The 23,823-nt window shown below is 59.2% G+C and carries 18 protein-coding genes; 11 read left to right on the plus strand and 7 right to left on the minus strand.

Features of this window, described 5'->3' with window-relative positions:
• Position 1: 1 nt before the first annotated feature.
• Positions 2-1,291, minus strand: coding sequence for an SMODS domain-containing nucleotidyltransferase (locus AC19YY_RS11040; RefSeq protein ID WP_500604171.1), 1,290 nt, complete (start codon positions 1,289-1,291; stop codon positions 2-4).
• 518 nt (positions 1,292-1,809) lie between these two features.
• Between AC19YY_RS11040 and AC19YY_RS11045 the strand changes: the two genes are divergently transcribed.
• From AC19YY_RS11045 to AC19YY_RS11055, 3 genes are all read left to right on the plus strand, one after another.
• Positions 1,810-2,310: a sigma-70 family RNA polymerase sigma factor gene (locus AC19YY_RS11045; protein WP_169953863.1), complete on the plus strand. Its 501-nt coding sequence runs from the start codon at positions 1,810-1,812 to the stop codon at positions 2,308-2,310.
• Positions 2,310-3,257 (plus strand): FecR domain-containing protein, encoded by a 948-nt coding sequence (locus AC19YY_RS11050; protein ID WP_500604172.1) that lies wholly within the window; start codon positions 2,310-2,312, stop codon positions 3,255-3,257. Before AC19YY_RS11045 ends, AC19YY_RS11050 begins: the two co-directional genes overlap by 1 nt.
• 112 nt (positions 3,258-3,369) lie before the next feature.
• Positions 3,370-5,778 (plus strand): TonB-dependent siderophore receptor, encoded by a 2,409-nt coding sequence (locus AC19YY_RS11055; protein ID WP_500604173.1) that lies wholly within the window; start codon positions 3,370-3,372, stop codon positions 5,776-5,778.
• Positions 5,779-5,847: 69 nt separating this feature from the next.
• Here AC19YY_RS11055 and AC19YY_RS11060 read toward each other — a convergent pair whose 3' ends face one another.
• Positions 5,848-6,630 carry an AraC family transcriptional regulator gene (locus AC19YY_RS11060; RefSeq protein ID WP_170042355.1) on the minus strand — a complete coding sequence of 261 codons (783 nt, stop codon included), beginning with the start codon at positions 6,628-6,630 and terminating at the stop codon, positions 5,848-5,850.
• A 100-nt stretch (positions 6,631-6,730) separates the two neighbouring features.
• Between AC19YY_RS11060 and AC19YY_RS11065 the strand changes: the two genes are divergently transcribed.
• From AC19YY_RS11065 to AC19YY_RS11080, 4 genes are all read left to right on the plus strand, one after another.
• Complete coding sequence (locus AC19YY_RS11065) at positions 6,731-7,609, plus strand: EamA family transporter (protein ID WP_500604174.1); 879 nt, start codon at positions 6,731-6,733, stop codon at positions 7,607-7,609.
• Between the two features lie 137 nt (positions 7,610-7,746).
• Complete coding sequence (locus tag AC19YY_RS11070; RefSeq protein ID WP_432754894.1) at positions 7,747-9,093, plus strand: CHASE2 domain-containing protein; 1,347 nt, start codon at positions 7,747-7,749, stop codon at positions 9,091-9,093.
• A 37-nt stretch (positions 9,094-9,130) separates the two neighbouring features.
• A complete protein-coding gene (locus AC19YY_RS11075; RefSeq protein WP_169953867.1) occupies positions 9,131-9,496 on the plus strand; it encodes a hypothetical protein in 366 nt (121 codons plus the stop codon).
• A 12-nt stretch (positions 9,497-9,508) separates the two neighbouring features.
• Positions 9,509-11,074: a M48 family metalloprotease gene (locus AC19YY_RS11080; protein WP_169953868.1), complete on the plus strand. Its 1,566-nt coding sequence runs from the start codon at positions 9,509-9,511 to the stop codon at positions 11,072-11,074.
• Positions 11,075-11,149: 75 nt separating this feature from the next.
• Here the strand turns inward: AC19YY_RS11080 and AC19YY_RS11085 are convergent, their stop codons facing one another.
• Positions 11,150-12,445: an OprD family porin gene (locus AC19YY_RS11085; RefSeq protein WP_169863984.1), complete on the minus strand. Its 1,296-nt coding sequence runs from the start codon at positions 12,443-12,445 to the stop codon at positions 11,150-11,152.
• 460 nt (positions 12,446-12,905) lie between these two features.
• Here AC19YY_RS11085 and AC19YY_RS11090 point away from each other — a divergent pair, with 460 nt between their 5' ends.
• Positions 12,906-14,972 carry a TonB-dependent receptor gene (locus AC19YY_RS11090; protein WP_500604175.1) on the plus strand — a complete coding sequence of 689 codons (2,067 nt, stop codon included), beginning with the start codon at positions 12,906-12,908 and terminating at the stop codon, positions 14,970-14,972.
• 122 nt (positions 14,973-15,094) lie between these two features.
• Here the strand turns inward: AC19YY_RS11090 and AC19YY_RS11095 are convergent, their stop codons facing one another.
• The 4 genes from AC19YY_RS11095 to AC19YY_RS11110 all read right to left on the minus strand — a co-directional run bounded on the left by AC19YY_RS11095 (position 15,095) and on the right by AC19YY_RS11110 (position 20,755).
• On the minus strand, positions 15,095-15,307 hold the full coding sequence (locus AC19YY_RS11095) for a hypothetical protein (RefSeq protein ID WP_432754892.1): 213 nt from the start codon (positions 15,305-15,307) through the stop codon (positions 15,095-15,097).
• A 243-nt stretch (positions 15,308-15,550) separates the two neighbouring features.
• The gene (gene aguA, locus AC19YY_RS11100) at positions 15,551-16,657 is read right to left on the minus strand and encodes an agmatine deiminase (protein ID WP_172312458.1); all 1,107 of its coding nucleotides are present in this window, start codon (positions 16,655-16,657) and stop codon (positions 15,551-15,553) included.
• A gap of 5 nt (positions 16,658-16,662) precedes the next feature.
• On the minus strand, positions 16,663-17,541 hold the full coding sequence (gene aguB, locus AC19YY_RS11105) for an N-carbamoylputrescine amidase (RefSeq protein WP_169953872.1): 879 nt from the start codon (positions 17,539-17,541) through the stop codon (positions 16,663-16,665).
• Between the two features lie 304 nt (positions 17,542-17,845).
• Positions 17,846-20,755, minus strand: coding sequence for an aminotransferase (locus AC19YY_RS11110; protein WP_500604176.1), 2,910 nt, complete (start codon positions 20,753-20,755; stop codon positions 17,846-17,848).
• Positions 20,756-20,954: 199 nt separating this feature from the next.
• Here AC19YY_RS11110 and rfbB point away from each other — a divergent pair, with 199 nt between their 5' ends.
• From rfbB to rfbD, 3 genes are read left to right on the plus strand one after another with little or no spacing between them, the layout of a single operon-like run.
• Complete coding sequence (rfbB, locus tag AC19YY_RS11115) at positions 20,955-22,037, plus strand: dTDP-glucose 4,6-dehydratase (protein WP_169953874.1); 1,083 nt, start codon at positions 20,955-20,957, stop codon at positions 22,035-22,037.
• Entirely contained in the window at positions 22,034-22,909 is an 876-nt protein-coding gene (gene rfbA, locus AC19YY_RS11120) for a glucose-1-phosphate thymidylyltransferase RfbA (RefSeq protein ID WP_500604177.1), read from the plus strand. The genes rfbB and rfbA overlap by 4 nt, the downstream gene beginning before the upstream one ends.
• Positions 22,906-23,796 carry a dTDP-4-dehydrorhamnose reductase gene (gene rfbD, locus AC19YY_RS11125; protein WP_169953876.1) on the plus strand — a complete coding sequence of 297 codons (891 nt, stop codon included), beginning with the start codon at positions 22,906-22,908 and terminating at the stop codon, positions 23,794-23,796. Before rfbA ends, rfbD begins: the two co-directional genes overlap by 4 nt.
• Positions 23,797-23,823 lie beyond the last annotated feature (27 nt).

Consider the following 23,823-nt stretch of genomic DNA (forward strand, 5'->3'; position numbering starts at 1 on the left):
CTCACTCAATAGGGACATGAATTCTATCCTTTGCAACGACGACATTATTTTTGACTATGTAGCATTCTACAATGTGATCGCCAGAAAAATTAGTATGTTCCTCTATCTTCTCCAAACCAGAATCTTGGACAACTTGCCCACGAACACAATCTCTGCGTTTAGCTTCATCGCCTCGATTCAAGACTTTCCAATACACATCATAGTCACCCGCCGTGTCATTTTCCACGATGTTGAATTTCAAAGACTTTTTCGGGCTTAGCTTAAAACTCCTCATTAGCATATTACGAAGTGAGTCTGGGCGATACCCATTCTGCGTTACTTCACAGTCGATCCTAAGTTTATTTCGAATATCAACAGAATAACTATTTTCGACAAACTCTTCTGTACGCTTATAATCTTGTTTATAAGTGCTAGCTTCGGCCTTCTCCACAACAACAGCCGAAGGAAATTGGCGCCCATAAATTTTTTGCCATTTCGCATTTTCGGTATCGTTACCGTTATCTTCAATAGCCTTCAAGCATAACTCATAGGCCTTGTTTGCAGACTTTTGAAACTTCTCTTTAACCTTAACACGCTGTCCACTTCCAAGAGCGGCGTAATATTCTTTATCAGGTTGATCTGCCAAAAACTTAAAAAAATCCCTGCTCATCCAATCATAATAGAGATAGCTTTTTTCTTTGTAGTCATCATTCGCTTTGATAAAATTATGAGCGAGGGTATCGATAAGTAACCCACCCATCCCTACACCGTGTTTATTCTTCCAAGCTCTAACCATTTTGCAAAGTCGACGGAGGTTACGATTATAATCTTCATTAACCGTCTTCATGGCATCCATTTCTTCACGAGGCTTTGTAGTTTTCCAGCTTCCTCCATTTCTAGTATCTGGATATAGATAACTTCCATCATCTTGCTTAAATACGGGCTGCACCTCCACATGGAAGTTCGTATACAACACCCTCACCACGGGACTATCTACGAAAATATCAGTCCTTGAATATCGGGCTTTTATAGCATTCTTTGTATCCTGTAACAATTTAGACTGTCCACCATTTTTATAATCGTCCCACTTTCCAGCGGGCATAATATAGAGCATATCTAAATCGGAAATGCCCTTAATGGCTGTCCATCTACCGTAGGATCCGACCCGAAGGTTATTAGCTGTACTAGAATCGGAATCCCTAAACTCTTTATTTAACGCTAGCGTGATTTCGCCATATCGATCGCTAATCTGTTCATCGTTAGAAACTTTTATATTATCCAAAAAGCTTTTGAATTTATCTGCAATACTCATATTTCATCCCTGAATTTAGGTCTTGAGCTGATGCTACTGAAGGGCCACCATCAATGTCTATTTCTTTATGCGCAGACGTGCAAAAGATCTGCATAAAGGCTAATTACTCCCATAACGCACAACTTAACGGTCAAAGGAATCACGCCCACTACCACTCAGCGAGCCAATTCGGGCTGTTCTGACTATGTATAGGAATGGAGGTTACGAGGACTGCGCTACGAATGACTGTGCCAGGATCGAATGAAGGCTGCGGGTATTTTATGAGGTAGCACCACGAATAATTAAGATTAACTTATTTAAAAACAAGTGGTTAGCTTATGCTTCGACTCCTGGTGCCGCACCATACAAAACAAAGCCCCCACAGAAATGTGGGGGCTTTGTTGTTTCTGGGGTTCGGGTTTGTGCCCCCCACAAAATGTCCACACCTTTCCCTCCCTGGCGCAGAAAAGTCTCTTGCATAAAAATCATGCCATCACGACAATGAGAGCGATTACCATTTACGCATCGGTGGCACGCTCATGTCAGCGCTTGATCAATCAGCTCTTCATCAGCTGTATAGCGAACACAACAGCTGGCTGAAAGGCTGGTTGCGAGTCCGCCTGGGCAATGCCGCCGATGCTTCGGATCTGGCTCAGGACACGTTTGTGCGGGTCATGACGGCCCGCAATGACGCGCCGATCCGCGAGCCTCGAGGTTATCTCAGTGCCATTGCGCGTTCTCTTCTGATCGATAAGGCCCGCCGCCGCACTATTGAGCAGGCTTATCTGCACGCGCTGGCTCAAAGGCCAGAACCTGTGGATGTCTCACCAGAGATACGGTTGTCGATCATCGAAATGCTGGTTGCCGTCGATAGCCTGCTCGATGAGTTGGGCACCAGGACTCGGGAGATTTTTCTCGCCGTGCAACTGGAAGGGCTGAGTTATGTTGCAGCAGCTGAGCGATTCGAGGTGTCAGTGACGACGGTCAAAAATCACTTGATTCGTGCCATGACCCGTTGCCTGTTGCTGGTCGACAGTTGATGACCTCCTCTCTGGATCTCAAGACGCTCGAGGCTGCGGCTACCTGGTACGTGCAACTCAATGACGGTACGGTCAATGAAGCCAGAACCCAGGCCTGGCAGGCTTGGATAACGTCCGACCCACTGCACTCGCAAGCCTGGGAAAGGGTCGAAACGCTTCAACGGCAATGGGCGTTGATGCCCAGGCGAGCCGCCCTCTCCAGCCTGGACGCAGCGAAGACACAGCGCCGTGATGTTCTGAAACTGCTTGGCATGTTGGTGGCCGCTGGCGGCTGTACTTGGATGGCGGCGGACCAGATACCGTACCGCTCGATGCTCGCTCAACAACGCACCGGGTCCCGTGAGCGTCGCACGCTGCAGCTTGACGATGGCTCGCAGCTGGAACTGAATGCCGGCACCGCCCTGGATGTCCGCTTTGACTCAAAACAGCGCGTGATCCAGCTATACAGTGGTGAGATTGAGGTTCAGACCGCCAAAGACCCCGCCCTGCGTCCGTTTATCGTTCAAACTGGCGAGGGCAGCGTACGCGCGCTGGGTACTCGGTTCAGCGTCCGTCAATTGCCTGAGCAAACACTCGTCGGCGTACTGCAATCGGCTGTGCAGGTATGCCCAAGTCAGCATGTCGAGCGGACGCTGCGCCTGGAAGCCGGGCAGCAAGTGACTTTCAGTCGCGATGAAGTCCACAAGGTGCGCCCGTTACCCGCGGGCTCAACTGCGTGGGTCCAGGGGATGTTGAGTGTGGATGACTGGCGCCTGGGAGACTTTATCGAAGAGCTGGGTCGCTATCGTCCAGGCGTATTGCGCTGTGCCGCGTCTGTACGGGGTATGAGTATCTCGGGCGCGTTCCGTATCGATGACACCGATACGGTGTTGGAAAACTTGAGCAAAACCCTACCCGTTAAGGTGAGCTATCTGACCCGGTATTGGGTCAGCATCGAGCCGGCATAATCCCCTGGTGCTGATTCTTGCCCAACGACCTTGCTGATTTTGATTCTCATCCGTCAATGACATAAGCCGCGATAACAGCGGGTTTCTGCCATGACAACGCAAGGATCAACGAATGCTCCCGCTCCCCCTCAATGTCACTCCCAAGATAACGCGCGCCATACGCTTTGCAGTATTTGGCATGTCCCTCGCCGGGTTGCCGGGTTTGGCACTGATGCCGCTGCCGGTGCTGGCCCAGAGCCTAAAGGCTTACCAGATTCCTGCAGGCCCGCTGGGTAGCGCCCTGACCCGGTTTGGGGTGCAAGCGGGGGTCACTATTTCATTCGACACCGAGCAAACACGCCGCCTTTCTACCGCGGGCCTTACTGGCACCTACAGCATCGAGGAGGGGTTATCGCGCCTGTTGGCAAACAGCGGATTACTGGCGCAACGCCAACGCAACGGGGGCTTTGTGTTAATTGCTGGCAATAACGAATCAGCGGTGCTACTCGGCACAACCAGCATCTCAGGGCAGAGCCTGGACGCAACGACCGAAGGTACCGGTTCCTACACCACAGGTTCCATGAGCACCGCGACCAAACTGGCCACCTCGATGCGCGAGACGCCGCAGTCAGTAACGGTCATCACCCGCCAGCGCATGGATGATCAGAACATGCAGTCCCTGGAGGACATTTCGACCTACACCCCGGGCCTGACCATGCGCAAGACCGGCGGCGAACGCCCGCAGTTCTACTCGCGTGGCTCGGCCATCGACAACATCATGATCGATGGCCTACCCGTGGCATATGACACCGACACTCTCGGCACCTCGACAATGGCGATGTTCGACCGGGTCGAGGTGGTGCGCGGTGCGTCGGGCCTGATGATCGGTGCCGGCAACCCGTCCGGCACGCTCAACCTGATCCGCAAACGCCCGACCGTCGAGCCACAAGTATCGGTGACCGTAGGTGCCGGTTCGTGGGACAACTACCGCACCGAACTCGATGCCAGCAGCGCACTCAATTCCAGCGGCTCGATCAGGGGGCGTGTGGTCGGCGCCTTTCAGGACAAAGACAGCTTTACCGATGGCTACAGCAGCAAGCGCCAGTTGCTGTACGGCATCACTGAATTTGACCTGAGCGAAGCCACTACCCTGACCCTGGGCGCGTACTACAACCGCGAAGACAACCCAGGGGCCGACTGGTCGGGCATACCAACCAAAGCCAATGGCACGTTCCTGCCCATCTCCCGCTCGACGCGCATGAGCCCGAAGTGGACCTACTGGAACAAGAAAAACACCAGTGCCTTTGCCGAACTCGAACACCGTTTTGACAACGACTGGAAACTGCGCCTGAACACCACCTGGTTGCGAGGCGACCTGGACATGCTCGGCACCAGTTTCTACCGACTGGACCCCGCAGCCGACCAACTGAACCTGAACGTGGGCCGATACACCTACCAACACACGCAAAAAAGCGTCGACGGCTACGTTTCCGGGCCCTTCATCCTCTTCGGCGCCACCCACGAACTGGTGCTTGGCGCCAGCTATCGCACCGATAACACCGACGATGGTCCCGGCGGCGGCTTCCTCAACGACCCGAACGTCGTGCTCGACCCGTCCAATTTCGACTATCACGGCGTGGATAAACCCACCATCAACTACAACTGGTCGCGCAAAGGCCAGGTCGATCAGTACAGCACCTACGCCACCACGCGCTTGCACCTGCGCGATGACTTGAAACTGATCCTCGGCTCACGCCTGGATTGGTACGAGTACGAACAGAACACTATTTCCGGTGAATACACGTTCGGCGCCGACTACAAGGATACGCGCGAATACACCCCCTATGCCGGCCTGATCTACGACATCAACGACACCTACTCGGTGTACACCAGTTGGACAAAAATCTTCCAGCCCCAGGCCAACGTGAATTACTACGGCAGCCTGCTGCCGCCAGTCACGGGCACCAACCGTGAGGTCGGGATCAAAGGCGAATACTTCGAGGGTGCCTTGAACGCCAGCGTGGCCTATTTCCAGCTGACTCAGGAGAACCGCGCCCAAAGCCTGGACACGTGCTTGCCGGGGGTCGCGTCTTGCTCGGTAGCATCCGGTGAAGTGCAGACCAAAGGTGTCGACATGGAGCTGCAGGGCATGCTCGCTCGTGGCTGGCAGGCCTCGGCCGGCTACACCTATGCCGCCGCCAAGAACGTCAAGGGCGGCAGCGGCCGCTTCGACAGCGACACGCCGTACAACTTGCTCAAACTGTCCACCACTTACCAACTGCCGGGCGACCTGGAAAAATGGTCCATTGGCGGTTCATTGCGCAGCCAGAGCAGCACCTATACCTCGTTCGGCGTTACTCAGGGCGGCTACAGCATCTTCGACCTGATGACTGGCTACAACGTGAACAAAAACCTCAAGGTACAAGCCAACCTCAACAACGTGTTCGACAAGCGCTACTACCAAAGCATCAGTAACCCTGCCGGCGCGAACCTCTTTGGCGACCCACGTAACGTGGCGGTGACCATGAGGTGGAGCATGTAAGGCGCAGCCGTTGAAAACGACAATACCCTGCTTGCGCACGGTATTGTCGCGCTTAACAGGCGTGATACCTCAAGGCACGTTCTTCGCAAAATACCGACTCGGCACCTCCCCCAACACCCGCCTGAAGACACTCGTAAACGCACTCGAGCTGCTATACCCCAAATCAATCGCCACCCGTGTCACCGACTCCCCATTCCCCAATCTGACCACCGCCGCCAACAGGCACGCTTGCTGGCGCCATTCCACAAAGCTGATGCCCGTCTGCTGGCGAAACAAGCGGGTGAAGGTGCGGCGGCTCATGCCGAGGCGTTGGGTCATGTCGTCGATGCTGGTTTCCAGTGATGGCTGTTCCAGCAGGTGGCGGCAGATGTCGGCCAGCCGGGGGTCGTTGGGAAGTGGGGCGTTGAGTGACAGGGGGCGCATGTCGGCTATTTCGTCGAGCAGCAGGGTCATCAGGCGGCCGTGCAGATGGTCCTTTTCGTACAGCGCCGGTACATCGATGGCGCGGCTCAGCAGTTCGCGCAGCAGCGTTGATACGCCGAACACCTGGCACTGCGCGGGCAGGTTGAGGCGGGTTGCGGCGTGGGTGCGGATGTAGGTGTTGAGCATGGTCACCGGGCCGCTCATGCTCATTTCGTGGGGCACGCCCGCCGGGACCCAGATGGCACGGTGGGGTGGCACCACCCAGTTGCCCTGTTGGGTGAAGACGGTGATCACGCCGCAGGCGGCGTAGGCGAATTGCCCGCGCCGATGGGTATGCAACGCAAAGTGCTGGCCGTCGGCATAGTCGTTGGCCGTGACCACGGCGTCGCGGGGGGTGTTTTCGTAAGGGTCGATGTCAGTTTCGCGCATGGCCCGAATTTAATGATTTATGACCTGATAGTGCAAGCGAGCCAGCTCACCTATTGCGCATAGTTGCGCCTTGGCTGACGCACACAGGAATCAGAACACTATGCAAAAGAAACACTTGGCCCTGGCCGTGTTGGTGACGGCTGTCTGGGGGCTGAATTTTCCGATTACCAAGCTGGGGCTGGCGGGGATCGATCCGCTGTTGCTGACCGCCCTGCGCTTTACGCTGGCGGCGTTGCCGTGGGTGTTTTTTGTGCGGCGTCCGGCGGTGGCGATGAAGTGGCTGGTGGCCTATGGCTTGATCTTCGGGGTGGCGATGTGGGCCTTGATCAACCTGGGGATTGAATGGGGTGTGCCGCCAGGTACGGCAGCCTTGTTGATCCAGTTCAGTGCCTTTTTTACCCTGGGTTGGGGAGTGTTGTTGTTTCGCGAGCAACTGAGCGTCGGCCAGATCCTCGGAGTGGGGCTGGCGGCTGTAGGACTGATCGGCATTATCGCCGGCAGTCCGGGCGAGGCGACAACCCTGGGTTACGGCATGCTGCTGGTAAGTGCGTTCAGTTGGAGTGTGGGCAACGTCATCATCAAGCAATCAAAAGTGCGCGAGATGTTTGCCTTTGTGGTGTGGGCCAGCCTGTTCCCGCCGCTTCCGTTGCTGCTGCTGACGTGGCTGGCCCATGGATCGGCGCCGTTCACTGCGCTGGTCACCCATATGGAGTGGCTGACGGTGTTCTCGCTGTTATTCCAGGTGTATGCGGCCACGCACTTTTGTTACTGGGGCTGGAACCTGCTGCTGCGCGAGTACCCGGTCTCCAAGGTGGCGCCGTTGTCGTTGCTGATCCCGGTGTTTGGCGTCACAGGTTCCATGCTGTTGCTGGGGCATCGGGTCGATCTCAACGAGGGGATCTCGATTGCGCTGATTTTGTCTGCATTGGCCGTGGGGCTGGTGAAATCGCGCCCGGCGGGGACGTCATCTGCCGCTTGATGCCGAGGGCGGCGGGCGCCAGATGGCACTTAGCCATATTTCTAATTGACACCCCCCTCCCCGTCCTTTAAAACCCCATGCATTCGCTGCGGGAAACCTGCCCCCAACAGCACCCGCCGTTTTTTATCGAGACATGGATGTCGAAGAACCCCCCGCTTTTTAATCGTCGTCGCTATTTGCTCGCGTTTTTTATCGTGTTGCTAGCGGTGCTCGACCCCTTCGGCCTGGCCAGTTCCAGTGACAAGGCATCCGCCCAGTGGCTCAACCGGATGTTCTCCAGCAATTACCCCGGCACCGGCCAGCAACATATCACCGTGGTGTTGATCGACGACGCCTACCTGATGCGCAACAACACCTCGTGGCCGATGCCGTATAGCGAGCAGAGCAAGTTGTTCAAACGCTTGCTGGCCTACAAACCCAAGGCGGTGTTTGTGGACTTGCTGTACAGCCACGATCACTCCCTGGGCGATCCGACGCGGGGCAGCCAGTTGTTGGCGAATGTGTTCGAGCGCTATCAGCGCCGGGGCATTCCCCTGCTGCTGGCCAATACCGGGGTGACGCGGGGCGAGAATGGGCAGGCCAATACCCTCGAGCAGTTTGCCGCGTTCAGCCAGCCGGGGCTGGTGGTGTGGGACGGTGTGGACGACAAGTACCCCTTGGCGATGCCGACCGCACTGGGGGTGATGGAAACCCCGGCCCTGGCCCTGTACCGCCAGTTCTGCAAGGGCCAGCCGTGTGCCAGCCAACTGCCCCGGGATGCTGAAGCCGCGGCGCAGCTACAGCCGATCGCCGTGCAGTGGGGCTTGAAGCTGGCGCCGCAGCAGGCGCAGATCGCGGATATCCGGCACTGCGCACCACCGCGCAACTTTGTGCTGGATTGGGTGGCGCAATTTTTCCAGGCAGTGTTCTGGAAACTCGACGACTCCGCCCAGGCCCGTTGCCCTTATAGCCTGACCCTGTCGGCCAGCGACCTGGAGGTCAGCTCACCGGAAGACCAGGCGTTGGTGGCCGGGTTGCTGCGCGACCGACTGGTGATGGTCGGGGCCAGCATCACCTCCACCGGCGACCTGGTGCAGTCGCCCGTGCATGGCCTGATCCCCGGGGTGTACCTGCATGCCATGGCCCTGGACAACCTGATCAACAAGGGCATGGATTACGACCGCGAGCCGGCCAATTTCCCGAGGTTGAACCTGCACTGGGTAGACGTCCTGGAGCTTGGGCTGCTGGCGCTGATTATCGTACTCAAGGCCCTGCATGCCCGGCGCCTGGCCGGCTTGCCCACCTGGACGCGCTGGCAGGATCAAGAGAGTCGCTTTTTTACCTCGCCCTACCCGTCGTGGGGCGTGGTGATGCTGGTGCTGCTGATTGTGTGCGGGGTGCTGTATCTGAACCACATCACCCTGGTCAACGTGCTGGGTATTGTTTTGCTGTCATTGGCGCTGTTCAGCGAGCGGATCGAAGCTTTCTTCGACCGTGGCCGCTGAGGGTGCCGCCATGTCGTCTCACTCAAGGAAACCAAGGATGAACAGAATCCTCATCGTGTTACTCGCCGCGCTCTACAGCCAGGGTGTGCTGGCCGAAACCCACGTCATCAAGGAATTCCTGGCCGACCCGGTGGAGGTGGTAGACGAGCAGGGCAAGCTGCTGCGGGAAATCGCCCGCAAAGACACACCCAAGCAACCCGTTCAGGTGTTGCAACTCAACAAGGAGCTGGAGTTGGTCCTGGTGGAGCTGGCTGGGCAGAAAGTCTGGCTGGACACCAGGGACCTGCGAATCGACCCGCCCCTGAATGTCACAAAGCTGCCGTGCCAGCTCATGCCCCAAAGCCTGGCCAAGGACAGTAACAACAAGTCCACCCTCGGCTACGGTGCCGGCTGCAATCAATAAGGGAGTACCGCGGTGAAGGGATATCTATTGCTGGCCAGTGCATTGCTCAGCGGCTGCGCCACCTTGAAGGGTGCAGACCAGGCGTTTCTGAACCTGGTGGGGCCGTCGACCCAGTCGCGCGTCGAAGGCCACTATGTGGACAACGCTGACGTGCGCCAGTACTACAAGCTCGACCCGCAGCGCGCGGGCCAGCAGCGCTTGAGTTACGACGGGCGCACCGTGCCTGCGGCCGAGGCGCGCCAGCAGAACCTGGTGGATATCCCGATGTTGCAGGTGTACTTGCAGGGCATCGTCACGCGCCTGTCCAAGGGCTGGCCGGGGCAGTTGCCGCTGTTGCAGGTGAAGATCACCGACAGCTACAGCTTCGGACCGTCGGCGGACCCGTACGGCAATATCTTCGTGCCCCTGGGCATGCTGGAGAACGTCGGCAGCGAAGACGAAATCGCCGCCATGCTCGGCCACGAAATGAGCCACGTGCTGCTGCACCACCATGATCGTGCCGCTGCCTTCCAGCAACAGAAGGACATGTTCACCACCGTGGCCTCCACCGTGGCCCTGGCAACCGTGGCGGCCAATACCGGGGTGGACCGCAGTTCGGGCACCATGAAACTGTTCAGCAAGGACCCGGCCGGCACGCAAAAAACCATCGGCAATACCGTGTTGTATACCTCGCTGGCCAACAGTTTTTCCGACAACGTGTGGAGCACTGCCTGGGGCCGCAGCCAGGAGGACCAGGCAGATTTGCTCGGCACCGACCTGATGATCCGGGCCGGCTACGCGCCCCGTGCGGCCACCCACAGCCTGGAGCGCCTGAATGATTTCCAGGGCAAGCAAAAGCCGCTGCTGACGGGCTTTCTCACCGCCCGCAAGGACGCGATGCAAGATTCATTGCAGCAGTTCAACCTCGACCGCTTTACCAAGGAGCTGGACGTGCTGGTCAAGGACGGCCTGACCAATACCATCACCGCCACCACCGATTACTTCAACCGCTCCCACATGTCCGCCATCGACCGGGACACCGAGCTGCGCCAATACCTGCAACGCGAGTACCGCAAGGAGCGCCGCGCCCGGGTCAACACCACGAGCTGGCCGAAGGTGCGTGACGCCGCGCCTGTGGCCAAGGCCATGCAGGGTTACAAGGACGCCTACGCCGCCACCGCCGCCCTGGCCAAAAACAAGGTGCCCGAGGCCGATGCGTTTATCCGGCGCGCCTTGAGCTCGCCGGTCAAGGACCAGCCGAACATCCGCCGCACCGCCTACGCCGTGCGCCTGGCCCAGGGTAGAAATGCCGATGCCCTCAAAGAATTGCAGGCGATCAAGGACTGGTCCCTGGCCGGGCCTTCGACCTATGACTTGATGATCAGCTACTACCTCAAGCGCGGCGACGGCAAGGCCGCCCTGGCAATGATCGACACGGCCGAGCGTCACCTGGGTTCGGAGGAGCTGTTTATCACCGAGAAGCTATTGGCCAACCAGCAACTGCAGAACACCCAGCAGGTGCAAAGCGTGTTGCGCAAATGCGGGCAGTACCCGGCGCGCAAGGCCAACTGCCAGAAGTTGGCGCAGGTCAAGGCGTAGGGTTTAGGCAGCCATAAAAAAAACCCCGACAAGTCGGGGTTTTTTATTGCCTGGTATCAGGCACGACGCACGATCTTAGAACACGTTGATCGGGTAGTCGGCGAACAGGCGGATTTCGTTACCACCAACGTTGTAGTTGTTGGCGTTGGTCGAAACACGCAACCAGGAGGCACGGGCACGCAGGCTCAGGTCTTTAGCCGGGCCGCTCTGTACTACGTACTTGAACTGGTTGAAGATTTCACGCTCGGTGCCATCGCCACGGTTGCTACCGTCGTCGATGTTGGTGCCACGCACGTAAGCGATGTTGTAGGTCAGGCCCGGTACGCCGAAGGTGCTGAAGTCAATGCCGTAGCCGACCTGCCAGGAGCGCTCGTCTTTACCGTTGAAGTCAGACCAGTAGGAGTTGGCCAGCAGGATGGTGTTACCACCGTCGCCGATACCACTACCCTTGGTGTTGTTACGGTAGCCGCCGTACATGTAGCCGGTGTCACCGGTGCTGCGCTGGTGAGCCAGGGTCAGGCTGTGCGGACCGAAGGCCCAAGTGGCGCCCAGGCTCCAGATCTTGTTGTCGCGGGCGTCAGCATCACCTTGGGTCAGCTGGGCGAAGCTCTTGTCCAGCTTGGTCTTGTAGCCGTTGAAGTCAAAAGTCAGCGACTGCTCTTGTGGCAGGGCCAGCACGTAGTTGACGTTGACGTATTGCTTCTTCAGCACGTCTTCCATGTCGGATGCGTACAGCGCGGCCGACAGGCTTTCGGTGAATTTGTAGCTACCGCCCAGGTAGGCGATGTTTTTCAGGTTGCCGCTGTCGGTGCCTTCGGCGCCTTTTTGGGCTTCCTTGGTGAAGTAACCACCTTGCAGCTCCAGACCCTTGATCTCTTTGGAGACGATCGAGGTACCGGTGTAGGTTTCCGACAACAGACGGGAGTTGTCGTACTGCAGGACCGGCACGGCTGGCATCTGGTCACCGTACTTCAGCACAGTGTTGGAGATGCGTGCCTTGACGGCTGCGCCGCCCTTGGCCAGGTCGTGTGGTGCTGCGCCGCTGTCGCCTTGCTTGAAGAAGTTGATGCCGCCAGCGCCGCTGCGACCTTTACCACCGTCCAGACGGATGGCGTATTGGCCGATCACGTCCACACCCACACCAACGGTGCCTTGGGTGAAGCCGGACTCGAACTTACCGATGAAGCCTTGGCCCCACTCGGCTTTATCTTTACCACCGTCTTTGTAGTCGCGGCTGATATACGCATTACGCGCCGCGATGTTCAAGTGGCTGTCTTCCACGAAGCCTTTGGATTGCTCCTGGTCGTTTGCCATTGCCTGAGTAGCGCTCAAAATCCCCAGAGCAATCAGACCCATCCGTTTATTCAACATTTTTTTATTCCTTATTACTGGTTGAGTACGCGCTGTGACACCTGGCTCCATTTGGCTTTTTTGGTATCGACTTTCCCCGGATAAAAAAAGGCCCGCGGACGACCGAATATGCCGCGGGCCTTTTTTATAGAGAAGTCATGGCGGTTAGCCACAGGCGTTGAGGCGAATCCTATCCGCGCCCTGAACCGCGTGTCAATTTAGTGAATCGTCTGTATTTAGGCAAAAAAAGTCTAAGCGATATTATTTAGCCATTATTTACGCGATATATACGCTCGGCCAATTCATCGTGTGAATAAGCCGCTGGTGGGTAACGCATTTTCCATTGATGCGTAAAATTCCCTCAAAAACACATTTTGTAACAAATGCCCGAACAGGCAGCGTAAGAATAAATCACGCGCGCAAATAGCAAGCATTATCATTCGCGCATTATTTACCCTCCCTCTTACGGATGCGCCCCTAGATGCCTGCCTCTCGCCTGACGCCCATGACCCTTGGGCTTTCTGCACTGCTGTGTGCCGAATTTGCCTGCGCCGCGACCACACTGCCCGCCACCGCCATCAGCGCCGAAGCTGACGAAGACGACCCACGCGTCAAAGACACCAACACCGCCACGCGCACAAGTACGCCGGTGCGCTACGTGCCCCAGGCGATCGACTCGGTAAAGACCGAGAACCTGCGCGCCTACGGCACCAACGACCTGGGCCAGGCGTTGAGTGGCATCCCCAACGTCAGCAGCGGCGCCGACACACGCTTCGACAGCTTGCGCATCCGCGGCTTCGAGGCCAGCAGCGACTTCTACCTCGATGGCATCCGCGACGACAGCCAATACGTGCGCGACCTGCACAACATCGAGCGCATCGATGTGCTCAAGGGCCCCGCCGCGGTGTTGTACGGCCGTGGTGGCCAAGGCGGGATCGTCAACCGCGTCAGCAAGCTGCCCCAGGCCGGGCGCACCTCCAGCGTCGAGGCCCAGGGCGGCACGAACGGGCTGCGCAGCCTGTACACCGACTTGAGCGCCGATCCGACCGAAAACATCAGCCTGCGCCTGAACATGGGTAACGAAGACACCGATAGCTTTCGCGATGGCATCAGCGGCAACCGTAAATTATTCGCCCCGTCGATGAGCTGGCAACTGACCCCGCAACTGAACTGGCTGGTGCAATACGAATACAGCCGCTACGACCGCACCCCGGACCGGGGCATCCCTGGCGTGCGCGGGCGCCCGGCCGATGTGAGCCGCGACACTACCTACGGCGACCCACGGGACTATATCGACGACACCACCCAGTCCCTGCGCTCCAAGCTCGCCTATGAACTCAACGACAGCTGGCAACTGCGTCACACCCTGGGTGTGTTCAAGCTCGACAGTGATTTCGACAACACCTACCTGACCGGCTACGACCCCAAGACCAACACCGTCGGGCGCCAGCGCTGGCAGCAGGACCTGACGACGCGCAACGTATTCAATAACGTCGAGCTCGAAGGGGGCTTCAATACCTTTGGCCTGGAACACCGCCTGCTGACCGGCGTGGAGCTGGGCAGCCAGCGCCGTGATCCGAAGTTGTACAGTGGCCAGGGCGTCCCGGCAGTGGATCTGAACCACCCCAACCGCCATCTGAGCCATACCGGGCCGATGACGATCTCCAGCAACAACCACACCGAGGTCGAAAGCCAGGGCCTGTATGTGCAGGACCAACTGCGCCTGAACGATCAGTGGCAGTTGCTCGCCGGTTTGCGCTACGACCGTTTTGAAGTGGACACCACCAATAAAATCATCAACCTGCGCAAAAAGGTCGACAGCCACAACACCAGCCCACGGCTGGGCGTGGTGTGGACGCCGCTGGAGAACCATTCGTTCTACGCGTCGTGGAGCAAGACGTTTTCCCCCACCGGCGGCGGCCTGATCGGCATCACCCCGAATGCCACGGGCAATACCAATGACCTGAGCCCCGAGCTGACCAAGCAAAAGGAAATCGGGGTCAAGAGCGACTGGCTCGACGACCGCCTGAGCACCACCCTCGCCGTGTATGAACTGGAACTGTACAACCGCCGCACCCGCGACCCGGAGAACCCGCTGATCACCCTGCTCAGCGGAATCCAGCGCTCCCGTGGTATCGAGCTGACCACCACCGGCAAAATCGTCGGCAACTGGTATGTGCGCGGTGGCGTCGGCGTGCAGGATGCCAAGGTGGTGAAAGACAACAATGGCTTTGAAGGCAAGCGCATCAGCGACGTGGCCAAGCGCAACGCCAGCCTGTTCGTCACCTGGAAACCGAAGATGGGCTGGTACGCCGAAACCGGCCTGACCCTGGTGGGTGATCGTTATGCCGATAACGCCAACACCGTGGTGTTGCCGGGCTATGGCCGCTGGGACGCCCTGGCCGGGTTCCGGCACAAGGACTGGGATGTGAAGGCGGCGCTGAACAACATCAGCGACAAGACGTACTACGCGTCGGCGACCAGCGCCAACCAGATCCAGTTTGGTGAGCCGCGCAGCCTGGTGGTGACGGGGACGTACAACTTCTAAGCCACATGCAGTTCCTGTGGGAGCGGGCTTGCCCGCGATAGCGGTGTATCAGTCACATATGCATCAACTGACACACTGCTATCGCGGGCAAGCCCTCTCCCACATTTGGATATCAGCGTCCGTCAGTCCTGGATCAATTCGCACAGCACCTGCACCTCATCCTCACTGAACAACCCCAGCGGGTAGCGCTCACTCATCACCCTGCGTGGATCCGCCTGCCGGATCCGGCGCGAGCCGTTTGCCTTCAACCAAAGTGCCAGCGTGTGAATCGCGTCACCTCGCACGACCGAAGGATGGGGCGCGCGTTTATAGACCAGGTTGATATCGGCGTTCATTTCAGCGCTCTCTCCTACTGCTTGAGCGGCTAACTTACTCAAGGTTTATGACAGAACTGCGCAGTCACAAACCCCGATCACTGTCACAACGCCGATACAAGAGCTGTGCCAAAGCGTCCGGTTTATAGGCCTGCGGACACAAAAAAGCCCACGACCCCGACGGGCCATGGGCTTGCTGTTATTACCCGGCGCACTTGCCGGCAATCAGCCGAGGTGCAGCGAAATTGCCTGTTACAACTGCACTCAGTTTTTGTGCGGCGCGGGCTGTTGTTGAGTCAGGCAATGGATATTGCCGCCACCCAGTAACAGTTCACGGCCCGGCACCATCACCACTTCATGCTGCGGGAACAGGCCCTGGAGGATTTCCTGGGCGCGGCTGTCCAGCGGGTCATCAAAACTCGGCGCGATAATGCCGCCGTTGACGATCAGAAAGTTGACGTAGGAACCGGCCAGACGCACGGTCGGATTACGCTCCTGGGAACCGTCCACCGGGTCGACACCGGCGCATTCTTCCTCAGTGGCGTACAACGGCCCCGGGATCGGCATTTTATGCACGGTAAACGCGCGGCCCTTGGCGTCGGTGCTGTTTTGCAGCACGTCCATGGCAGCATGGCAGCGTGCATAGTTCGGGTCTTGCGGATCGTCCGTCCAGGCCAGCAACACTTCACCCGGGCGCACGTAGCAGCAGAAGTTATCCACATGGCCGTCGGTTTCGTCGTTGAACAGACCGTCGGGCAGCCAGATGATCTTATCCACAGCCAGGTTGGCGCTCAGGACCGCTTCGATCTCTTCGCGGCCCAGATGGGGGTTGCGATTGCGATTGAGCAGGCATTCCTCGGTAGTGATCAGGGTGCCTTCACCGTCGACGTGAATCGAACCGCCTTCGAGCACAAAACCCTCGGTGCGATAACGCGGGCTGCGCTCGATCTCGAGGATCTTGCCGCCCACCTGGGAGTCGCGGTTCCACGGCGCATACAGGCCACCGTCAAACCCGCCCCAGGCATTGAAGTCCCAATTCACGCCACGGACTTCGCCGTGGTCATTGATCACGAAGGTCGGCCCGCTGTCGCGTACCCACGCATCGTCGCTGGACATCTCCACCACCCGGATATTCGGCACATCCAGGCGCGCCCGGGCGTTTTCGTACTGACCGGCGGAAACCGCAACCGTCACCGGCTCAAAACGCGCAATGGCCTTGGCCACTGCCACGTGGGCCGCCTGCGCCGGTTTGCCGCCCAGGCGCCAGTTGTCCGGGCGCTCGGGCCAGATCATCCAGGCCTGGGTCTGGGGTGCCCACTCGGCTGGCATATAGAAGCCGTCAGCGCGAGGCGTGCTGTGCAAAGTGGTCATGGCGATCAGGACTCCAGGGAACCGTCGAGGGTCTTGAGCGCGCCGTACAGGTTCGGCCGGCGGTCACGGAACGAGCCCCACGCGCTGCGGATGTGCTCCAGTTCATCGAGGTCGAAGCTGTGCACCAGGATGCCTTCTTCGGTTTCGTTGAGCTCTTGGACTTTTTCGCCGAACTGGTTGGCAATGAACGACGAGCCGTAGAAGTCGATGTCGTAGCCGTCCTGCTCTTCGTTGCCGATGCGGTTGCTGGCGATCAGCGGCATCAGGTTGGCGCCGGCATGGCCTTGTTGCACGCGCTGCCAGTGGTCACGGGACGAGATGGTCTTGTCGTGTGGCTCGCTGCCGATGGCGGTCGGGTAGAACAGGATCTCCGCGCCTTGCAACGCCATGCTGCGGGCGCATTCCGGGAACCACTGGTCCCAGCAGATGCCCACGCCGATTTTCGCGTAGCGGGTGTTCCACACTTTGAAGCCGGTATCGCCCGGGTTGAAGTAGTACTTTTCGTGGTAGCCAGGGCCGTCCGGGATGTGGCTTTTACGATAAATCCCGAGGTTGGAGCCGTCCGCGTCGATGATCGCGATGCTGTTGAACCGCGCACGGCCGGCCAGCTCGAAGAAGCTGATCGGCAGGACCACTTGCAGTTCCTTGGCGATTTTCTGGAAGTGCTTGATGGCCACGTTTTCTGCAACCGGGGTTGCCAGTTGCAGATAGTCCGGGTTTGGCTTCTGGCAGAAGTACGGGCTTTCGAACAGTTCCTGGATCAGGATGATCTGCGCGCCTTTGGCTGCGGCCTCACGGACCAGCTTTTCAGCGGTCTCGATATTGGCTTCGAGGTCCCAGGAACAAGCCATCTGGGTAGCGGCGACGGTAACGATACGGCTCATGAATCATCTCCTGGGCGGTGGTCAGCGGCCAGGATAACCGGGGCCGATGACAGAAAGGGGAATGCTGGCCGACTTTATAGCGGATAAAAATCGGCTTTTAAAGCTTGCAAACATCCAACCGTCTAAAAAACTCAAAATATTCCCGATAACAATCGGGTTAACGTCTGAAACCCCATCACCCTTGTGGGAGCGGGCTTGCTCGCGAAAGCGGTGTGTCTGTCTACAAATCTGTCACTGATACACCGCTTTCGCGAGCAAGCCCGCTCCCACAGGGGTGATCTCATTTCAACTCATAGAAAGGTGTTTACAACCCTTCATCCAACACCTTCGACAACATGTCGACAAAGAAATCCACACTGCGTTTAGACGTGACCATCGGCGGCTTGATCTTGAGGATGTTCAGATAGTCCCCGGTCGGCTGCATGAAAATCCCCAGCTCACGCAAGCGATCACACAGCTTGGCGGTTTCTTGCGTTGCCGGCTCCAGGGTCTGGCGGTCGCGCACCAACTCCAGTCCCAGATAGAAGCCCGAGCCATGCACCGCCCCCACCAGGGGATGGCGCTCGATCAACGCCTCCAGCCGCGCCTTGAAGTGCCCGCCGACCACCTGGGCGTTTTCCCAAAGCTTTTCTTGCTCCATCACATCCAGCACCGCCATGCCAATCCGGCAACTCACCGGGCTGCCCCCCGAGGACGAGAAGAAATACCCTTCGGCCTCCAGCGCTTCGGCGATTTCCCGGCGGGTAATCACGGCGCCAAGGGGCTGGCCGTTACCCATGCCTTTGGCCATGGTGATGATGTCCGGCACCACGCCCTGTTCTTCAAAACCCCAGAAGAAGTGGCCCATGCGGCCGTAGCCGACCTGCACTTCATCGGCGATGCACACCCCACCCTGGGCACGCACCAGGGCATACACCTGCTGCAAATAGCCCGGCGGCAGGGAGATGCCACCGGCATTGCCATACACCGGCTCGCAGATAAAACCCGCCAACTGGCGCTGGCTGGCGGCGATTTTCGCCAGGTTGTGCTCCACGCTGCGCACATAATCCGGCGCACTGTGCGGGCCACGGAATTGGCCGCGATAGGTATTGGGTGCGGTCACCGGGTGCACCCAATCCGGCCGGCTGCTCAGGGCCTGGGGGTTGTCGGCGATCGAGGTGGACACCGCATCGGCGGCCACCGACCAGCCGTGATAGGCCTCCAGCACACTGAGCATGTCGCGCCCGCCGCTGTAGGCCCAGGCCAGGCGGATCGCCAGGTCGTTGGCTTCGGTGCCACTGTTGACCAGGAACACCCGGTCCATGGACTCGGGCGCCAGCGCCAGCAGCCGCTCGGAGAACTCGGCAATCGCGGCGTAATGAAAGCGCGAGTTGGTATTGAGCAGCGACCACTGCCGCGCCGCCACCTGGGCCATGCGTGGATGGCCGTGGCCCAGCACCGCGACATTGTTGAGCATGTCCAGATACGAGCGGCCCTGCATGTCGATCAGATGGTTGCGCCAGCCGCGTTCGATGCGCGGCGGGTCGACGTAATAGTGCTTTTGCGAGCGCGCAAAGCTGGCGTCGCGTCGGGCCAGCAAGGCTTCTGGATCCAGCTCCGACTCGGCGTCACAGGCAAGGCCCAGCAGCGTCGCCGGCGAGGGGCACAACACCTGCCAGGCCGCAGCGCGGGACGGTGTGCAAAACAGTGGCGGATCAAGGTCAACCCGGCACATCTGCACAGTCAATGCCCCGCCCGCCTCCCCCAGGACCTGGCCCTTGAGCACCGCGGCGCCGGGTTGCAACGCATTTTTCAGGCCCAGCAGCCGTACATTCAGTTGCGCGCTATGCAGACTTAATACGCCATCGGCAGTGCTGCGCAGGATGCCGGCGAACGGCGCCTCTACGACACTGCCCTGGGGCACATACAGTTCAACGTGCAGGGCGAACGTTTGCGGTTCGCTCGCGCAGTCGGGACGCGTGCGGGACAAGCGATACTGACCATAACGACTGGCCGCCAAGCCATGGACCGTTGCGGCCTGCTGCAATAAATGTTGGTCGATGCCAGGGGTTTCCCAGTTTCCGGCTTCGAAATGCTCACTGAGCACACCCAGGTCAATCAGCGCGAACTCGCGCCCCACCAACCCCGGCAGCAGCGGGGCGAAGCCTTCGCTGGCCACTGGTTTGGGGGTTGCACCGACGCACACCTGGATCGCCGCCTCCATCAACTCAAACGGCACCGAGGTGGCAACCTGGAAGATTTCCCACTCGTGCTCGGCATTCTTCAACAGGTAGGTGTTATCCGGGTCCAGGCGCTGCTGCTGTTCGCTGCTCAGCACCAGGACCGCCGCACGGGCCACGATCAGCGGCCACAGCGCCTGCAATTCCTGGGGTTGCAAAGGGGTCAACGCGTGACAGGCCCGGATCGCCGGCAGGATCGCAAACGGGTCGCCCTCGGCGTGGTGCAGCAAAGCGGCACAGGTCACCGACAAGTCCGCAATCCGCCAGGTGTGCACCAGGTCGCCGAAATCAATGACACCCTGCACTTGCCAATGCCGCTCGGCATCGCGCTGCCACACCACATTGTCGTCGGTGATATCCATATGCACGGCCTGCCAGGGCAACTGATCGACCAAGGGCCGCAGGCGCTGCTCGACCTCTACCGCGACCCGCTCCAGGACCGCGCGCTGCGGCAGGTTGTCGAGCGTCGACAATAAATGGCTGATCAGCTCCCGGGCATGGCGCGGGTCCCATTGCAGGGTGCGCTCCAGGCCCGCGTGCGCAAAATCGGCCAATGCCTGGCTCATCTGCCCGCACAGCCGGCCAAAACCTGTGATCAACGCGCGGCCCAGATGCGGCAGGTGGGTCAGCGGCTGGCCTTCGATATAGTCCAGCAACCGCAGGTGCAAGGCCTGCCCGGCCAGCGTCACGCTCAGTAGTTGCTCGCCGCCGAGGGTGCTGATGACCTTGGGCACCCGGACGCCGGCGTGTGCCTGCAAGTGCGCAAGAGCGGCGTGCTGGGCGTGCAGCTCAACGGCGGCGTACTCGCCCCGGCAGATTTTCAGGACGAAGCGGCCACGATCGCTGTCGACGCGGTAATTGAGGTCTTGCTGGCTGCCCAGGGACTGCAGGGTGCCGCTGAGGCCGTAATGCTGCTCAAGCAACTGCAAGGCTTGCTCCGCGCTGACCTGCGGGCACGGCAAACGGGTGCGATGGATCAATGTATCGAGCAGCATGTGACGGTCCCTGGTTTTTTGTTGGGCGCTTATATCGCCATTGTTAATAGGTCAGATGCAACCCCGACCCCATTGAGATTGTCTTCTTTAAAGCACGCAAGCTGGGCCAATCTGACCACCGCCCCTTGCACGCCCCATCGCAAGCCCGCAAGCTATGCCCCATTCGCTCAATGTCCGTCTAAGGAAAAGGCCTCTCGACATGCGTATTCTTGTTACCGGTGGCGCCGGTTTTATCGGTTCCGCACTGATCCGCCATTTGATTCAAAACACTGAACATGAAGTTCTCAACCTCGACAAACTGACCTACGCCGGCAATCTTGAGTCGCTGACCAGCATCGCGACCAACACCCGCTATGAGTTCGTCCAGGCCGATATCATCGACCAGGCCACCGTCAGCGCAGTGCTGGCGCGTTTCCAGCCCCAGGCCATCATGCACCTGGCGGCCGAGTCCCATGTCGACCGCTCCATCGACGGCCCGTCGGACTTTATCCAGACCAACATCGTCGGCACCTACAGCCTGCTTGAGGCCACTCGTGCCTACTGGCAACAGCTGGCAGAGCCGGCCAAGAGCGCCTTCCGCTTCCATCACATCTCCACCGACGAAGTGTATGGCGACCTGCATGGCGTGGATGACCTGTTCACCGAAACCACGCCTTACGCGCCAAGTTCGCCTTATTCCGCGAGCAAGGCGGCGTCCGACCACCTGGTCCGCGCCTGGCAGCGTACCTATGGCTTGCCGGTACTGCTGACCAACTGCTCGAACAACTACGGGCCGTTCCACTTCCCCGAGAAATTGATCCCGCTGGTGATCCTCAATGCCTTGGCAGGCAAGCCGCTGCCGGTATATGGCGATGGCCTGCAAGTGCGCGACTGGCTGTATGTCGAAGACCACGCCCGTGCGCTGCTCAAAGTGGTCACCGAAGGTGTGGTAGGCGAGACCTACAACATCGGCGGGCACAACGAGCAGAAGAACATCGACGTGGTGCGTGGTATCTGTGCGCTGCTCGAAGAGCTGGCGCCACAGCGTCCGGCCGGCGTTGCCCAGTTCAGCGACCTGATCACCTTCGTCAAGGATCGCCCAGGCCATGACCAGCGCTACGCCATCGATGCCAGCAAGATCGAACGCGAGCTGGGTTGGGTCCCGGAAGAAACCTTCGAGACCGGCCTGCGCAAGACCGTGCAGTGGTACCTCGATAACCTGCAATGGTGCCGCCGGGTCCAGGACGGCAGTTATCAGGGCGAGCGCCTCGGCAACACCGATGCGAAGGACCTGATTGCATGATGAAGGGAATCGTACTGGCCGGTGGCTCCGGGACGCGCCTGCACCCCATTACCCTGGGGGTTTCCAAGCAGTTGCTGCCGGTGTACGACAAACCGATGATCTACTACCCGATTTCCGTGCTGATGCTCGCCGGAATCAAGGAGATCCTCGTGATCTCCACGCCCGTGGACTTGCCGCAATACCGCAACCTGCTGGGCGACGGCAGCCAGTTCGGCGTGCAGATCAGCTACGCAGAGCAGCCTTCGCCAGACGGCTTGGCGCAAGCCTTCCTGATTGGCGAAGCGTTCATCGGCAATGACCCGGTATGCCTGATCCTGGGTGACAACATTTTCCACGGCCAACACTTCAGCGAGCAACTGCGCACCGCTGCCAAACGCCCAACCGGCGCCACAGTGTTCGGCTACTGGGTCAAGGATCCGGAGCGCTTCGGGGTGATTGATTTCGATGGTGAAGGCCGCGCCCTTTCCATCGAGGAAAAACCCGCCAAGCCCAAGTCCAGCTATGCCGTGACCGGCCTGTACTTCTATGACAACGATGTGGTCAAGATCGCCAAGGCCGTCCAGCCATCGCCACGCGGCGAACTTGAAATCACCGACGTCAACAATGCCTACCTCAAGCGTGGCGACCTGCATGTCGAGCGTTTCGGCCGTGGTTTTGCCTGGCTCGATACCGGCACCCATGACAGCCTGCTGGAAGCCTCGATCTATGTTCAGACCATTGAGCATCGGCAGGGCCTGAAAGTGGCTTGCCTCGAAGAAATCGCCTACGAGAACGGTTGGATCGATCGCGACCATTTGCTTAAGCGGGCCAAATACTTTGGCAAGACAGGCTACGGCCAGTACCTGTTCACCCTCGCCGGGGAAACCAAATGACTGGGAGCGGGACACCGTTGAAAATCCTCATCACCGGCCAGCACGGCCAGGTTTCCCGTGAACTGCAACAGCGGCTCCAGGGCCTGGGTGAACTGGTCGTGCTCGGTCGCGACCAGCTCGACCTGGCCAACCCCGAGCAGATCCGCCAACAGGTACGCAGCCATCGCCCGGGGCTGATCATCAACGCGGCGGCGCATACCGCTGTCGACCAGGCCGAGAACGAGCCCGATGTGGCCTTCGCGATCAATGCCACGGCGCCCGGCATCCTGGCCGAAGAAGCCAAGGCCCTGGGCATTCCGTTGATCCACTACTCCACCGACTATGTGTTCGACGGCAGCAAGCCCGCGCCCTACACCGAAGACGATGTGCCCAACCCCTTGGGTGTCTACGGCCAGAGCAAGCTGGCGGGCGAGCAGGCCATTGCGGCGGTGGGCGGTCAGTACCTGATCCTGCGTACCAGCTGGGTGTATTCGAGCCACGGCAAGAACTTCCTGCTGACCATGCAGCGCCTACTCCAGGAAAAGCCGCAGATGCGCATCGTCGCCGACCAGATCGGCGCGCCGACCTGGGCCGGGACCATCGCCAACAGCACCCGTGCCCTGATCGAGCGCTGGCAGGCCGGCCAGGCCGCAGATTGGGGTGTCTATCACCTGACGGCCCAGGGCGAGACCTCATGGTTCGGCTTTGCCCAGGCCATTGGCGAGCACCTGCTGGCCGAAGGCAAGGCGTGCGCCGAGCTGGAAGGGATTCCCGCCAGTGACTACCCAACGCCCGCCAAGCGTCCGTTGAACTCGCGCCTGGATTGCAGCCGCCTGCAACAACAATGGCAAGTCGGCCAACCGCAGTGGCGCGAAGCATTGCGCGAGTGTCTTGCACAGCAGCACTAGGCATAATGCGCCTGTACCCTCAGGCGC

Source organism: Pseudomonas sp. MF09156, assembly GCF_059862305.1.